Below are 13,630 nucleotides of genomic sequence, written 5' to 3'. Positions count from 1 at the left end.
TCGGACGAAGATCACAAGTCTTAATCCCTTTTAATTCAGGGTTGGTTTTCTACGAAGCTGCAAAACTTATTAAGTCAAACTATGTGTCTTAATCCCTTTTAATTCAGGGTTGGTTTTCTACTAAGGTCAAAGTCACTGTCGGCCCACTGCGCCTTGGTCTTAATCCCTTTTAATTCAGGGTTGGTTTTCTACGGTATAATATCAACGGCAATCCATCTTATGTCTAGTCTTAATCCCTTTTAATTCAGGGTTGGTTTTCTACCCCTTGATCTGAAAAATACTTATAAAACAATGGCTTGCCAAGGGGGTTGCAAAAATCACCGCATTTGCAAAAGTTGACTGATTTTTAAACAGCATCAGGTGGCCGAAGCCCCTCTTCTTTTCCTTCATCAGAGCACTTTACCCGGTTGTGGCGGCAAAGTCAGCATGATGTTGGGTAAAAGCTTTTGTCGTCACTGCGGGCCGTGCTGGCGGCCAAGATGTCGGCATCACAACATGATCACAACAGCGCGATCATTACGATACATACGATCACAGAATCGGGAGAGAGGCGATGGCGGTACGGAAGTTGTATTTGGCTGCTTACGATATTCGTGATCCACGGCGTTTGCGCAAGTCACTGAATTAGTGGCGGTCTCTCTGTAGAAGTGGCGCTTGTTTTTCCGGTTGGTCGTTATTGTTGATTGTTGTGGCCCGGTATTCGACCCAATGGGCTTTGAGTTGCTCCAGCTGTTCTGCTGTGAGTTCTGTTCCTCGCTGTGTTTCTGGCAAATTCATTTCCAAGTGAAAATAACGTGCTCCCCGCTTGTTGGCGGCGGCGATCAAAGGGATGGGCAAGGTGCCATATATCAGGTCGCCAGCCCGGATCTGGGTGATGGCCAGGTGGTTGCAATGTTGGTCGTAGGGCAGTTGCTGTTGGTTGGCCCAATTGAGGGCACCGGGGTGCCGGGTAATCAGCCATATGGTCATGATGTTGTGTCCTGATGAATATAGTGGATTTGTTCTGGCTTCAGGCGAAGTTGATAACCGGCTTTTTTGTGGTGTTTTTTTCGGCTGTTGGTGTGGCTGTTATCGACGCTGCTGTCGATGCCGATGCCTGCAATGGGAGCTGGTATCAGGGCCTGGCAGAGGTTGGCGGGCAGTCGGGTGGTGAATTGTCGTTTTAGCCGGTCGAGCAGGTTGTCGAATTGCCCGGCGGTGAGGCCTTGATGCTTTTGCAGGCTTTCCAGTGTTTTGACGGGCAGTTGTTTGTTCAGCAGTGGCAGGTAGAAGTCGTCTTCCAGCAGCCGGGTGGCCAGGGTTTCACAGCTGTCGCGGTGGAGGGTGTCGAGTCGCAGGGTCTTTGGATGTGGCAGTAACCGATACAGTCTTTGCAGCAGTTGTTTGCCCAGCAGTGCCTGTTCTTTTTGCTGTTCTTGCTGGTTGTCGCCGGTAGGGCGGGTGAGGTCGTTTTCCTGTTCGCGGGTGGCGTCGATAATCATAAGGTAAAACGCATATCGCAGCAGGTTGTGGCCAAGTGATAGTTGTAATACCTGGCTGTTGCGGCTGGCGTCGATCAGCCGGATGTTGGCTTGGGTTTCGTCGATGTCGAGTCGCAGGTTGCCGGGGCTGTCACCGAGGTTGATCATGCGGGTCAGTTGCCGGTAGCTGAGGCCTTCGCTTTCACCGGACTGGAGCAGGTCGTTGATTTGGGTTCGCTGGCGTACAAAGGGGATATCGGCCAGAGTGACCTGGGCCAGGCTGGCATCCAGTGGGTTTGTGTCGCCGTTGCGCTGAGCCAGTGGCTGGGGGGTGGCGGTCGGGTAGTAAAAATCGGCCCGTCCTTCGTAGGCTTCGCTGACCAGTACGTGGGATAGCTGGTCTTGCGGGCGGCCAAACAGGCTCATGGCGTATCCCAGGTAAAACGTCATGGTTTTGCGACCTCCGGCAATGGAGGCATGGATGGCCAGTTCGGGGTCGGCGGTGCGGTTGCGTACGGTGTGGGTGATGAAGTCGGCCAGGGCTTCGTGGTCTTCGAGGGAGCGGGCATCGTCCACCGGTGTACCGTGGGCATTGGGGACAACCTGTATTTGTTCTGCGGTCAGTGGGATGCAGGGTCGCCCGAGTTGTTGTGCCAGTGCTTGCAGGTGGCCGTCGGTGATCAGTCCTTGCCAAACGCGATCACGGCCTTTGGCGGTGGTGATGAGGCAGAGTTCGTCCGGCCATTGGTTGTGTTGGTGATGCAGGGCGTAGAGGGTTTCGGTGATAACCTGGGGTGACATGCCGGTAACGGCGAGGAGCAGCTGTTTCATTGGGTTATTTCGCATCCAGCCAATGGCCTTGTTTTATCCAGCATTCCAGTTGTTTTCTCAGGGTTTTTAGCTCTCCGGCTTCACAGGTGCGCAGATCCATGCTGCGCGCGCGGGCACGGCTGTTGACGGTGCGTTTTTCGCGGGTTTCACGTTCCAGGGGTTGGGATGAGATCAGCAATCCTTCTGCCATGATGCCGCCGGTTTTGTCAGCCAATATAGCCAGTTTGTTGATGGTGTCTTGGTCTTTGCCGTCACGGGCCAGGTTGCCGGTTTTACATTCGATGAGTAGCAGGCGGTTTTTGGCGACCAGCATGACGTCGGCTTCATTGCGAATGTCGGCCTTGCGGTTGCTGTCGTCGGTAACGACGACGCTGATTCCGAGGTGTCCGCTATCTAGCCCGGCGTCGCGAGCGCAATGCCAGGCGTATTCTTCCAGCCAGCCACCACTAAGATAACGGGCAGTATCTTCCTGGGCGGGCCGCCAGTGGCTGGTATTGTTTCCCCAGTCGAGTACGCCAGCTTGTTGTAGCTCTTTTAATGCGATCCGCCAGGGGCCTTTGGGGTTGTTCTTCAGATTGAATGGGCGACTGCTGTATTCCTGCTGACTGTCGTTGGCATAGTTGTAATTAAGTTGGCTGATCAGGACTGCCAGTTCGTCGGCATGGTCGGCCAGGTATTTGGTGGCTTTTTTGCGTTGAATGGCTCGTTCTATCCAGATTGTGTCGGTGTCTTGTTGATTACGGAGCGTCAGCCCGGCGGCTTTCAGGCACAGTGGCAAGTTGAGCACGGCTTGCATGGGTTCGACGCCCATACGGTTGTGATTCAGAAATTCGATCTGTTGGTGTTTGGTGTCGGTATAGAACAGGGCGTTGTCGTAGCTGTCCAGTGCCATCATGGTGCCCAGACTCATCAGCTTGTTGCCGCCGGTGAGGTTAACCGACAGAGTGGCAGCAGGGTGTTGCTGTTTGAGTTGGTTACCGAGTTGCTCAACAAAGTTGATGATTTGTTCATAGCCCTGATCTGGCATGTGCTCGAAGCAGTCGATCTGATCTTGTTGCCAGCCCGCGATGTGTAACGTTTCTAAAAAGCCGGGCAGTTTGGGTGCTAGTTCATCTGAAACCAGTAGCGCAATTCGATCTGGCTTGTATTGCAGCAGTGGAATCAGGTTAGCCAGGGGTTGGCCGGTCAGTATGCAAATCTGGATATTCATTCGTTGGTTGCTTCCTGTATGGCCTGATTGTGTGATGGGGATGGTTGCTGTGTTGGCAAGTGGCAGTGGTATTGCCCTAATCCAAAACTGGCGTGTTTGCCCAGGTGTGTCCATTGGCCTGCAATCAGCAGCGGCCAGACCGGTGCCAGCTTGCCGCTCAGGGTTATTTGTCCGATCAAGCCACCCAGCTGCATGGTTTGTTGTTGGCGGTTGGAGTAGCGAGTCCATTCCTGCCAGTGGACTTGTTCGTCAAGTTTGATGGTGTTGGCCAGTGCTGTCAGGCGTTTGAAGTCGATCTCGGACGCGGTTCGACTGGGGTTGCTGGTGGTTAGCATATGGTAACGCCGGGCCAGTGCCATCAGCAGTGGGTAGGCACTGAGGCTGTTTTTACGCACCGGTTTGCCCTGGTGTTTCAGGTACACGGGGGTGTGCAGTTGCAATACGACCTGTTCGGGCACCGGTGGCAGCTCGGCCTGACTGGGTTGCCAATGACCAATCTGGTCGCCCGGACGGTAGCAGGGCTGGTCATCGTTATCGCAGTAAACGGCGATCAGTCTGGCGGGCGTGTTGTGCTTGCCTAATCCCCGTTCCAGCGCTTGTTGCCAGGCCAGTAGAATCAGTGGCAGTTGGGCCAGCCCGTAACCAAACAACACCATATGAAAGGTGAAGATTTCACCGGCCTTGAGCCAGCGATAACCGGATTGGGGTGGTTCGATAACATAGCGGTTGGTATGTAGCTGGCCCGCGCTGTTTTCGTACACCTGTGTGTAGGGGCAGGTGTTGATGAGCGGGCAGTCGCTACAGCCTGGCTGCCGGGTCATGCAGGACAGTCGTCGAAACGCATGACCAAACGCACCGCGCAGCATGGAACCAGCGTAGTCGGGCAGTTTGAAGTCGGCCGTGGGGGCGACGTCAAAACGGAAGCGGGCGTATTGTAGCGGTGGCAAGGTCAGGGCAGGTTCGGTCATCAGGCGTCCTTGAGCATATCCCAGAGTTTTTTGGCGGCTTTGGCTTTTTTACGGTTGATGCCCAACAGGGTGAAGATGTCTGTGGTCAGCTCCCGTGCCTGAGCCTTGTTTGTATTGTTCCAGTTGGTTGCTGCCGCAACCAGGACTCTCAGTTCTTCGTAGAGTGGGTTCCCCGGCCCTCTGCCTTGCAGTTGTTGGCTGTTGGCCAGTGTGTGGCGCAGCTGCGCTAACAGGCGTTGCTCTTCGCTCATGTTGGCGAGTTCGGCCTGACGTGCTTGTTCGGCGGCGTCTTCGGCCTTCCGCTGGGCTTCTGCTGCGGCAGCCTGACGTTGTTTTTCGGCTTCCGCTTCGGCCAGTTTGCGAGCGGCTTCTTTTTTGTCTTGCAGGCGTTGTTGTTCTTTTACCAGGCGCTGACGGGCATTGGCCGATTGTTGGTGCATTATCTGCCGTAGTTCTGGAATGTTAGTGTCGTCGAATTCGATCACTACCCAGCCAAATGGCAGTAAGTTGGATTGTTCGTTTTCGCGACTGCCTGCCAACCGAACCTCCGTGGTGGTATCGCGATCGGTGGGTTTTTCACCTTTTTTTCCCATAATTTTGATACTGCGAGCCTTGTTCAGGGTTTTATCTACGGCTCCAGAATGTTTGCCAATGCGCAGCAGCATGGCTTTTTGCCCCAGCAAAGCTTTCAGTAATGGGCTTTGGCCGCTGAGTAATGTTTTGAAGCTGTTGATCCAGTCCTGTTCCAGGTATTGGCCTTCATCACCCAGTTGGGCCAGTTCGTCGTAGAGCTTGGGCAGATAATAGTCATTACAGGCTTTGGCCATTTCTGCCAGCGAGGTCGGCACAATCCCGGAGTCTTTGCCGGTTTCAGTACGCAGGCGGTTATCCAGAAAACGGATATCAAAGTTGAAGCAGCGGTCACGCCAGGGGCTGATGCATTCGAGCATGGTGTTCAGTTTTTGAGCGTCGCGATCTGCCGAATGAATTCGACGGACACTAACCGCAAACAGGGTTTCGGTAGGGGCCAATCCTTCGTGGTGGTGATAACTGCCGTCGCTGACTTTGAGGCTGTAGAACGGGTCGTCGGTGACACTGTGGTTTTGCAGCAGTACCTTGCTGTGATTCTGATCGAAATCGCGGTCGTTCTGGGCTTGTGGGTCTTTCTTCAACAGAGTGTCCAGCCAGGCGGTACGAATTGCCCCCTTGATGGCTGAACCGGTCAGTTCCGGCTGGTGGCTGTAAGGGTTGGCCGCTGTACGGGCGATTTTCAGGGCGTTGTTGATGTTGCGGGCTGCTTGACCATCTTCTCGCTGGGCAATGTTAACGACGCGTTTCTGGTAGGTATTTTCAATGCCTCTGCGTACGTACACACTGTGGCTGGCCAGAGGAATCAGCTTGTCCTTGTGTTTGAGAATTTCGCGGCGTACCGCCAACAGGGCGCTGTCGTCACCACGCTCAACAATGCTCAGCAGGTTGTTCAGTCCCTTTGCCCCCAGCCCTTTTAACAGGGTCATATCGTCGAAGGCATGCAGGTAGCCGTCGTCGATAATATAGTGGGTAGGCAGATAATCTTCACCGGTACCCAGATGTACCGGCCCCAGTGTGCTCAGTGTGCAGCGATGGCTTTGCATAAATGGGTTCATGCACAGATATCCTTTTGGGTTGCCGATGTGTCTGTGTCCAGATAAACCGGTATTACCGGGCTGTAGCCTTGATGTACGGTGCCGGGTTGCAGATGTGACAAGCCGCTCAGGCCCTGGCCACAAAACAGGGTGTGGGTATTGATGTTGATCGGGGTGAGCAGGGCAGCGCGATCGGCCATCAGTACCGGGTTTTTCCATGGTGTGCGTTTGCCTGGCAGGGTGGGTTGTATTCCTCCGGCGTGGCGACCAAAGCGTACATGGATCTGATAGAAGCACTGCGCTGACTGCCAGCTGTTGCCATCCTGGTCTTGCCAGCCTTGTGGTGCACAAGGGGCCAGCGTCAACCAGGCATTGGCTGTTGGGTGAACAGCTGGTTGATATTCACTGATGGATTCCAGGGTAAATCGGCCGCAGCCGGTACTGGCTTCCTTGCCGTAACCAAAGGCTCCGATACCTTCCAGCAGCTGGTGTAGCTGTTCGGTTGGCAAACGTTCGTCTGTAACGGCGTACAGCTCCAGAGACAGTTGTGGGTGATACCAGGTGAGCTCCCGATCAAATGGAGCAAAGCCTTCGATACCGCTGCTGGTGGTACTGGTCAGGCGGTTAATGCTGTTATGAGTGCGAACGGCTTCTTGCCAAAGCGGAGCTTTGGGCTGCTGATACAGTGCGGCCAGCACCTCACTCAGTTTGCTGGATGATTGCAAATGGCTGCTCCATGCGGAGAGCGGTCTGCTGCTGTGTTCGGCGGGTAACCATTGTTGGCTTTTGGCGGCCTTGCGGCCGGTTGCATCGGTTGAGTCAAAGCCGAACCAGCTTAATGGCAGGTTCGGGCGTGGCAGATAACCAGCTGGAAAGGCATCTGATAGCACCAGAAACGGGTTGCCTTCGGTGTAGCCTTGCAGCAGTGGTGGCAAGGCGTCCGGGCCGCTTTCGCTGATCAGCTGACAGCACTGGCCGAACAAGGTGTCGCCACGCAGCGGCGTGGCGAAGGCACTGCGGGGCCGGATGCAAATTTTATACAGGCGGTGGGTCATGCCGGTTCCCTCAGGCAAATGGGTCGATGGTGGCAAAACGCTCGTCAATGGCTTCGCCGTTGAGGGTCAGTTGGTTGAATTTGATCTTGCCGTAGCCTCGGGAGCCAGAGCCGCCAATCGCATCGAGTTCCAGCAGTTTCAGGCCCTGCAGAATGGTATCGAGCAAAGCGGTGTCGATATCCAATTCCTTGAACGAAAGTTTGAAGTCGAACAAGGCACCGGCAGGGACGCGTTCAGTCTGGCGCGGATGTTGTGCCACACCGCTGATGCGGTCGATGAGGTTTTCGCTTTTGGCTTCGGTCAGCAGCTCCCCCGCCTGACGCTGGGCGACCCATTCGGGTTTTAGGGCGCAATCCCAGAATGACAAACGGGTTGGGCCGATCTCTTTGATAAAATCATCCTTGGCATCACCGGAGAGTCCAAACAGGCGAGCAATACGCTCGGCGCGTTCTTTTTTCTCGCCACTTAATTCCTTGATGGCCTGGGCAGATACTGGCTTGCCGCTGCATTCGCCAACGACGCCCGCCCGCCATTCCAGCAGACTGCGCATTTTGCCCTTGAGGCTGGAACCAGGAATATAAGGTTCCAGTGTGTAGGGGTGCTTGAGCACCGAGTTGTCGATACCGCCGATATGCATTTCGCCAGTACTGCCACCAATGTGCAGGCCAGTCACCAGTTCCAGAGTCGCTTCCAGTGTATGAATTTTGTTCAGTTGCATAGTAGAGAGTCCTTGTTCCTTGGTAACTGGTTATTTGCCGTAAACTTTGAAAAACCCCATAAGGGCTTCGAGAAACAGTTTGCAGCTGCGCATGGTGGCGGGTGATTTCACTTGATGCAGGCAGTGGCGAATAAGGTCGAAAAAGTTCTGGTCGACCAGGCCTCGGCCTTTGGCGTAAGCCACCTTGGCGTTGATCATACGGATGAGTGGCAGCACTTCTTCAAACTGTTCTTGGCTCATATTTCGACTTTTTTGTTCCCAGGACACAATTTCGTCGTAAAACCCGCGTAATTGGGTAGATTTGTTGTGGTTGTTGTTACTCGGATTGGCAATGGTCTTGGCCGTATTGTCGGCGATGGTGTCGAACAGGCTGGCCACGGGTGTTTCCAGCTGGATGGCGTTGGTATCCAATACGGCAGCCGGTGTGTGTTCGCGGTTGTTGTCGTTATTGCGTGGGCGCAGGGTTGCGCGAGGTTCGTTTGCCATGATCTTTTCCTTAATCCCGATTCTTGTAGAGGTAGGTGGTTACCGGAATCCGGTAGGCCGAATGGTGTTCGTGGATGCCATTGTTGCCCGCAAACAGGTTCAACAGTTCGTCGAGTACTGGCTGGCGTTCTTCTTTGTTTTTGATCACGCTTTCCAGATGGCGAATGGCGCGATACGACAACCGTGAGCGCCATAAACCGGATTCTGGTTCGTCAGTCTTGCTGGCAAGGTCTATCAGGCCAAGCAGGCTGTAGGTGAATGCTGTTGATAATTGTGCCCGATAAGACAGGCCATTCAGTTCATCAAAAGCTTTTGTCAGTTGTTGGTATTGATCCCAGCCGACGGTTTCACCAAAGACATGCAGGGCGTTTTTATGGCTGCCATCCTTGCCGATAAAACCTTTGGCGGTTTCCAGTGCTTCTTCACCCAGCCGGGCCAGCTGGGGGACGGGCATACCGGGCTTGCAGACAACAATGCCAGAAGAAAAGGTGATATCGCCGTTATGGGCAACGTAGCGGCTAAAGTCGTCGCGCAGGCGGGCCGCCAGTTGCATCAGGCTGTGCCAGGGGCCAATCAGGAAAAAGTCATCACCACCGGCAAACACGGTGTAGGTGTTGGGGTATTCGCTGGCGCACAAGGCCGGTAGATACACCGAGAAAAAGGCATTCATCTGTCGTGACAGGGCGGCCATTTTGGCAAAGGTTGGCTGCTGCAGCCCTTGCTGAAAAATAGCACCGAGGTTGTCGACATCGCCTTTTAATACACCCAGGCCGGCGATGCCGACGGATGCTTTATTGCCAAGTAGCGAGGCCTCACGATCTTCGCAGGCAATATGGCTGAATTCTTTCAGCTTGCCAGCTTCTACTTCAGCGGCATCGGTTGGCAAGTTGGTGTAGCGGAATCCGTCGAGCTCATCTTCCCGGCTGAATTTGGGTACATAACCATTAATAGCGCGGCGGGCGTAGCCGTTCCAGAGCACCTGCTCTGTCGTTTCGGGCAATGAAAAGTCGAACAGGCGGCGCAGGTTGCCGTTGATGACCTCTGCCCCAAACTTGCCGCTGGCGTCTTCGTCGCCAGTAAAATGCAGGTGGTAGCCAAACAGGCTGACTTTCAGCTGTTTGCCCTTGAGCGCATCGGTGGTGATGGCCAGGCGTTGTGTTTTTCCGCCAATCAAGCGGCCAATCTCAATTTGATCGGCAGCCAGGTCCGAGACTTTAAGGGTATTTTCCTTGAGTTTGACGAACTGGCGGTTGGGGTCGGCGGTAGCAGGGGCCTTGCCGGTAATCGGGCAGATACCGCCAGCAATGGAGACGTCGTCGAGATACTGCTCAAAGACCGCTGGCGCTGGCTGTTGGCCACACAGATCAAGACGTTGGTATTTGCTGATTTCCAGCTGTTCAAACAGGCGTTTCATTAACCCGGTAAAGCGGCTTTGGCCTTGTTCCTTGGTAACAAAGTCATTACAGCAGGTCGGCAGACTGGCGATCCCGAGACCGGACTCCCCGTAGCTGTATTGCAGGAACCATTGATCAAATTCTGCCTGGACTTCGGCCAGTTTCTGACGGCTGTTAGCAGTGTTGGGAGCAACGATCAGGAATTTACCGGCGGCATTCGTTACTTGGCTGGTGGAAGGCAATTCCAGTGCATCCAGAATACGCAGGGCGGCACATTCCGTAATCAGTGAGACATACTGTGAGCGTCCACGCAGCAGGCGGGCGGCATTTTTGGTGGTTTCTGAACCGTTGGCAAAAATAAACGACTGGATACCAAAAAAGTCGCCTTGAATCAGCAACAGTTTTTGTTCATCCCAATCCTGATGCAATCGCATGGCTTGCGACGTGTGCTGTTGGTTGTCGTTGCGTTCGTGGTGGTAGCGCCATAACGCGGTAGCCAAAGCGGCGGTGGTATGGCTGTGATCGTACAGGGATACGTCCGGGCGGGTGCCCTTGACGGTGGCGGAAGGGATGGCATGTGTATAGGCCTGCCAACAGCTGTCGAAGTGGTCGAGCCAAAGCGGTAGTGACTGGCGATGACTGTCGGGGGTTTTGGCCATGGCAGAGATAAAGTCATCCCAGAGTACCCGGTATTGCTGGCGTGCAAGTGCATCCTTGCCTGGTTCACAGTCGTTGCGTTTTTGTGGGAAAAGGCTGGCGGCAGACAAGGCTTGTAATGGTTGACGATACTGATGGTCGGCCGCACTTTTTAATGCCGGGTGTTTACTGCCGTTCAGGCGGATAGCTTCAAACAGACTGAGCTGGCGAGCCTGATAGTGGTTTTTACCTGTGTCGGTAATATCTTCCTTGTGGTTATAGTTCTCGAACGTTTCTCGTTCAAAGCCGGATGCGACCCGATCGGCGGTTGCGACGATCCACTGTAAAAAAGTATCGGGTTTGTGGTGCATGGCAGCGGCATTCAGCAGAGAGTTGTCGACCTCGCGGGTTTTCCAGCTGCCAAAGGGAAAGAAGTCCTGGCCTTTCATCTCAGGCATGGCAGGTTCGAGCAGATCCAGTGCTGCCGAGGTATAGGCAGCGTGAACATGGGTTCGATAACCACCTTTGGCTTTGGCCGCTTGAGGGCAGTATTGCTGCTTTTCAAAATCCAGTACTTCTTTGGCGATGGGTAAATCCGCCCGCTGAGCAAATTTGCCAAGGTCGTGCAGGAAGGCCGCCAGTGCGATTCGGGTAGACGGCTCCAGTAAAGGGGTAGGCATGTATGACTCCGTGGTAGCTATGGCTACGTTGTACAACCTGGGAACAGCACCAAGCTTGTCACGGAGAGGCGGGAATCAGCGGCTTAAAAGCTTTTGACATACCACTGAATGATCATCGTCCATGACAGAAGGTACGTAACGGTAGCACTTTTTTCTGAGAAATGAGAAAAAAGTAGTAGCTAACGCCGGATTAACACTGTATTGACACATCTGACAACAGCGTAGGGATGTTACCGTGGCTGCTCGCAACGGCGGTGGGGTTTATCTTAATCCCTTTTAATTCAGGGTTGGTTTTCTACCGCAGGAATACGGGTAATTTGCGAGGCTGAAACGTCTTAATCCCTTTTAAATCAGGGTTGGTTTTCTACCCGACCGTAACATCAGCGCGGCACACAAAAAGTCTTAATCCCTTTTAAATCAGGGTTGGTTTTCTACATCGACTTCGCAAGAGTGCAGGGTTTATCACAGTCTTAATCCCTTTTAAATCAGGGTTGGTTTTCTACACGTCCATTGAAACCGGAGGAACGAGCTACCAGTCTTAATCCCTTTTAAATCAGGGTTGGTTTTCTACATCAGTCACTTTTGTCAATTACAACCAAGAGGGGTCTTAATCCCTTTTAAATCAGGGTTGGTTTTCTACGTTACTATTTCAACAAAATAAGCCATGCCTATGGTCTTAATCCCTTTTAAATCAGGGTTGGTTTTCTACCGTGCGCACGAACTGACATGCAGCGTCAGGAAGCCGTCTTAATCCCTTTTAAATCAGGGTTGGTTTTCTACTGATCTGGAGGATATTCAAACCGAAGTTATTTGGTCTTAATCCCTTTTAAATCAGGGTTGGTTTTCTACATGTAGCATATGGTGAAGTGGGGGAAGTAGTTGTGTCTTAATCCCTTTTAAATCAGGGTTGGTTTTCTACCGTTGGATGGCAGCAAGTAAAGAGAGTGGTGAGTCTTAATCCTTTTTAAATCAGGGTTGGTTTTCTACCACACTATAAGGTTATCTGATGAACACGGTGCGTTAGTCTTAATCCCTTTTAAATCAGGGTTGGTTTTCTACCTGCTCCAAAGCCTCGCGCATCTCGCGCTAAACCGTCTTAATCCCTTTTAAATCAGGGTTGGTTTTCTACGGCGGCCATGCTGACACCTTCAGCCGCTTTGGGTCTTAATCCCTTTTAAATCAGGGTTGGTTTTCTACGAACGCGGCATTCAATATGAGGATTTTCTATTACAGTCTTAATCCCTTTTAAATCAGGGTTGGTTTTCTACCCCTCCTTGTGAAAAATTCTTATAAAACAATGGCTTGCCAAGGGGGTTGCAAAAATCACCGCATTTGCAAAAGTTGACTGATTTTTAAACAGCATATGGTTGCCAAAGCACCCGTTATTTCTTACCTGAGTACTTTACCCCGTTGCCGCAGCAAAGTCAGCCTGATGATGGTTAAAAGCTTTTGTTGTCTGTGCCGGGGGCTGTTTGCTGCAAAACGGCCACGGACGAAACCGGTCACGAACGGAGCGTCTGTTTATCCTTGAGGCTGCTATGCTGACGGTGAGAGTCTGGCTGTCTTGATGGATGGCTGAAACGCACTGCTTCTGGAGATAGATTATGAGTACGATTTACGACACCACGGTAAACACCATTGATGGTGTTTCTCAATCGCTGTCTGACTATGCCGGTAAGGTATTGTTGGTGGTGAATGTCGCGTCCAAGTGTGGTCTGACGCCACAGTACGAGCAGCTGGAGGCCTTGTATCAGGCGAAGCACGCCAGTGGTCTGGAGATTCTGGGGTTTCCGTGTAACCAGTTTCTGGGTCAGGAGCCGGGTAGCGAAGCAGAGGTGAAGTCGTTCTGTTCGCTGACTTATGGCGTGTCGTTTCCGATGTTCAGCAAGGTTGAGGTGAACGGTGAGGGCCGTCATCCCTTGTATCAGCAGTTGATTGCTGCCCAGCCACAGCGTACGACCGAAGAGGGGAGTGGCTTCAGGGACAAGCTGGCCGGTATGAATCTGTTGTCGGACGATGACAGCGATGTGATGTGGAATTTTGAAAAATTCCTGATCGGTAAAGACGGTACGGTGATCGGTCGTTTTGCTCCGGATATGACGGTGAATTCGCCGGTTCTGCAAGCGGCAATCGATGCCGCGCTGGCGCTCTGATCTGCGGGTCGCCCGGTGCTGCCGGGCGACGGTTATTGGCTGGGGCTGGCCATCCATCCGGGGGTGTGGCTCATTTTCGTGACCTTTCTTTGCACTCTTTTAGCTCGTTTTCTATGTGTTAGTTCACACTTCTCCCTATAACCGGGCGCGGACTGTCTGGCCATGCTTTGTTTTGTGGCGGTTGGCGTTTCTGGTTTGTCTGGATCAATTATTGCAGTGATATTGCAGGCCCGCTTTTTTAATGCCGAGTTTGAGTCGTTACGCTCCTTGATGTGTTGGAAGCCCACTATCTGGTGATTTTTTGACTATCAACGTGCTAGCGAAGCACTAATGGGGACATCTATTTAATCCTGCACGGCTCTGCGCGAGTGTTGCCGTTGTTCAGGGCAAGGCGACGAATGCAGCGAAATGACG

Annotated in this window: 10 protein-coding genes and 2 CRISPR repeat arrays (1 of these 12 cut by a window edge); of the genes, 1 reads left to right on the top strand and 9 read right to left on the bottom strand. The window is 53.0% G+C overall.

Going from position 1 to position 13,630, the window contains the following annotated elements; genetic code table 11:
- Window positions 1-262: direct repeats of the CRISPR family, unit length 36 nt; unit sequence GTCTTAATCCCTTTTAATTCAGGGTTGGTTTTCTAC; it reaches 1,506 nt to the left of the window's first position.
- A 362-nt stretch (window positions 263-624) separates the two neighbouring features.
- From csx16 to cas10, 9 genes are read right to left on the bottom strand one after another with little or no spacing between them, the layout of a single operon-like run.
- Window positions 625-969 (bottom strand): CRISPR-associated protein Csx16, encoded by a 345-nt coding sequence (csx16, locus tag Q8W32_RS08785; RefSeq protein WP_305414566.1) that lies wholly within the window; start codon window positions 967-969, stop codon window positions 625-627.
- A complete protein-coding gene (gene csm6 / locus Q8W32_RS08780; RefSeq protein ID WP_305414565.1) occupies window positions 966-2,291 on the bottom strand; it encodes a CRISPR-associated ring nuclease Csm6 in 1,326 nt (441 codons plus the stop codon). The genes csx16 and csm6 overlap by 4 nt, the downstream gene beginning before the upstream one ends.
- 4 nt (window positions 2,292-2,295) lie before the next feature.
- The gene (locus tag Q8W32_RS08775; protein WP_305414564.1) at window positions 2,296-3,501 is read right to left on the bottom strand and encodes a Card1-like endonuclease domain-containing protein; all 1,206 of its coding nucleotides are present in this window, start codon (window positions 3,499-3,501) and stop codon (window positions 2,296-2,298) included.
- A complete protein-coding gene (gene cas6, locus Q8W32_RS08770; RefSeq protein ID WP_305414563.1) occupies window positions 3,498-4,469 on the bottom strand; it encodes a CRISPR system precrRNA processing endoribonuclease RAMP protein Cas6 in 972 nt (323 codons plus the stop codon). The genes Q8W32_RS08775 and cas6 overlap by 4 nt, the downstream gene beginning before the upstream one ends.
- Window positions 4,469-6,115: a hypothetical protein gene (locus Q8W32_RS08765; protein ID WP_305414561.1), complete on the bottom strand. Its 1,647-nt coding sequence runs from the start codon at window positions 6,113-6,115 to the stop codon at window positions 4,469-4,471. The genes cas6 and Q8W32_RS08765 overlap by 1 nt, the downstream gene beginning before the upstream one ends.
- Complete coding sequence (locus Q8W32_RS08760; RefSeq protein ID WP_305414559.1) at window positions 6,112-7,149, bottom strand: hypothetical protein; 1,038 nt, start codon at window positions 7,147-7,149, stop codon at window positions 6,112-6,114. The genes Q8W32_RS08765 and Q8W32_RS08760 overlap by 4 nt, the downstream gene beginning before the upstream one ends.
- A 10-nt stretch (window positions 7,150-7,159) precedes the next feature.
- Window positions 7,160-7,867 carry a type III-A CRISPR-associated RAMP protein Csm3 gene (csm3, locus tag Q8W32_RS08755; protein WP_305414557.1) on the bottom strand — a complete coding sequence of 236 codons (708 nt, stop codon included), beginning with the start codon at window positions 7,865-7,867 and terminating at the stop codon, window positions 7,160-7,162.
- A gap of 30 nt (window positions 7,868-7,897) precedes the next feature.
- Window positions 7,898-8,353, bottom strand: a complete 456-nt coding sequence (csm2, locus tag Q8W32_RS08750; protein WP_305414556.1) for a type III-A CRISPR-associated protein Csm2 — start codon at window positions 8,351-8,353, stop codon at window positions 7,898-7,900.
- 10 nt (window positions 8,354-8,363) lie between these two features.
- On the bottom strand, window positions 8,364-11,063 hold the full coding sequence (cas10, locus tag Q8W32_RS08745; protein WP_305414555.1) for a type III-A CRISPR-associated protein Cas10/Csm1: 2,700 nt from the start codon (window positions 11,061-11,063) through the stop codon (window positions 8,364-8,366).
- A gap of 263 nt (window positions 11,064-11,326) precedes the next feature.
- Window positions 11,327-12,331: a CRISPR direct-repeat array (repeat unit 36 nt; unit sequence GTCTTAATCCCTTTTAAATCAGGGTTGGTTTTCTAC).
- A 336-nt stretch (window positions 12,332-12,667) separates the two neighbouring features.
- Between cas10 and Q8W32_RS08740 the strand changes: the two genes are divergently transcribed.
- Window positions 12,668-13,216 (top strand): glutathione peroxidase, encoded by a 549-nt coding sequence (locus Q8W32_RS08740; protein WP_305414554.1) that lies wholly within the window; start codon window positions 12,668-12,670, stop codon window positions 13,214-13,216.
- The last annotated feature ends 414 nt before the right edge of the window (window positions 13,217-13,630 follow it).

Source organism: Oceanobacter sp. 3_MG-2023, from assembly GCF_030688925.1.
Taxonomy (GTDB): Bacteria; Pseudomonadota; Gammaproteobacteria; order Pseudomonadales; family Oceanobacteraceae; genus Oceanobacter.
Note: the sequence above shows the minus strand (reverse complement) of the source record. Positions and strands in the feature narration are given on the sequence as shown.

Bases quoted from the DNA above. Each gene is read 5' to 3' on its own strand.
- csx16 (WP_305414566.1), bottom strand. From the start codon at position 969: ATGACCATATGGCTGATTACCCGGCACCCCGGTGCCCTCAATTGGGCC.
- csm6 (WP_305414565.1), bottom strand. From the start codon at position 2,291: ATGAAACAGCTGCTCCTCGCCGTTACCGGCATGTCACCCCAGGTTATC.
- Q8W32_RS08775 (WP_305414564.1), bottom strand. From the start codon at position 3,501: ATGAATATCCAGATTTGCATACTGACCGGCCAACCCCTGGCTAACCTG.
- cas6 (WP_305414563.1), bottom strand. From the start codon at position 4,469: ATGACCGAACCTGCCCTGACCTTGCCACCGCTACAATACGCCCGCTTC.
- Q8W32_RS08765 (WP_305414561.1), bottom strand. From the start codon at position 6,115: ATGAACCCATTTATGCAAAGCCATCGCTGCACACTGAGCACACTGGGG.
- Q8W32_RS08760 (WP_305414559.1), bottom strand. From the start codon at position 7,149: ATGACCCACCGCCTGTATAAAATTTGCATCCGGCCCCGCAGTGCCTTC.
- csm3 (WP_305414557.1), bottom strand. From the start codon at position 7,867: ATGCAACTGAACAAAATTCATACACTGGAAGCGACTCTGGAACTGGTG.
- csm2 (WP_305414556.1), bottom strand. From the start codon at position 8,353: ATGGCAAACGAACCTCGCGCAACCCTGCGCCCACGCAATAACGACAAC.
- cas10 (WP_305414555.1), bottom strand. From the start codon at position 11,063: ATGCCTACCCCTTTACTGGAGCCGTCTACCCGAATCGCACTGGCGGCC.
- Q8W32_RS08740 (WP_305414554.1), top strand. From the start codon at position 12,668: ATGAGTACGATTTACGACACCACGGTAAACACCATTGATGGTGTTTCT.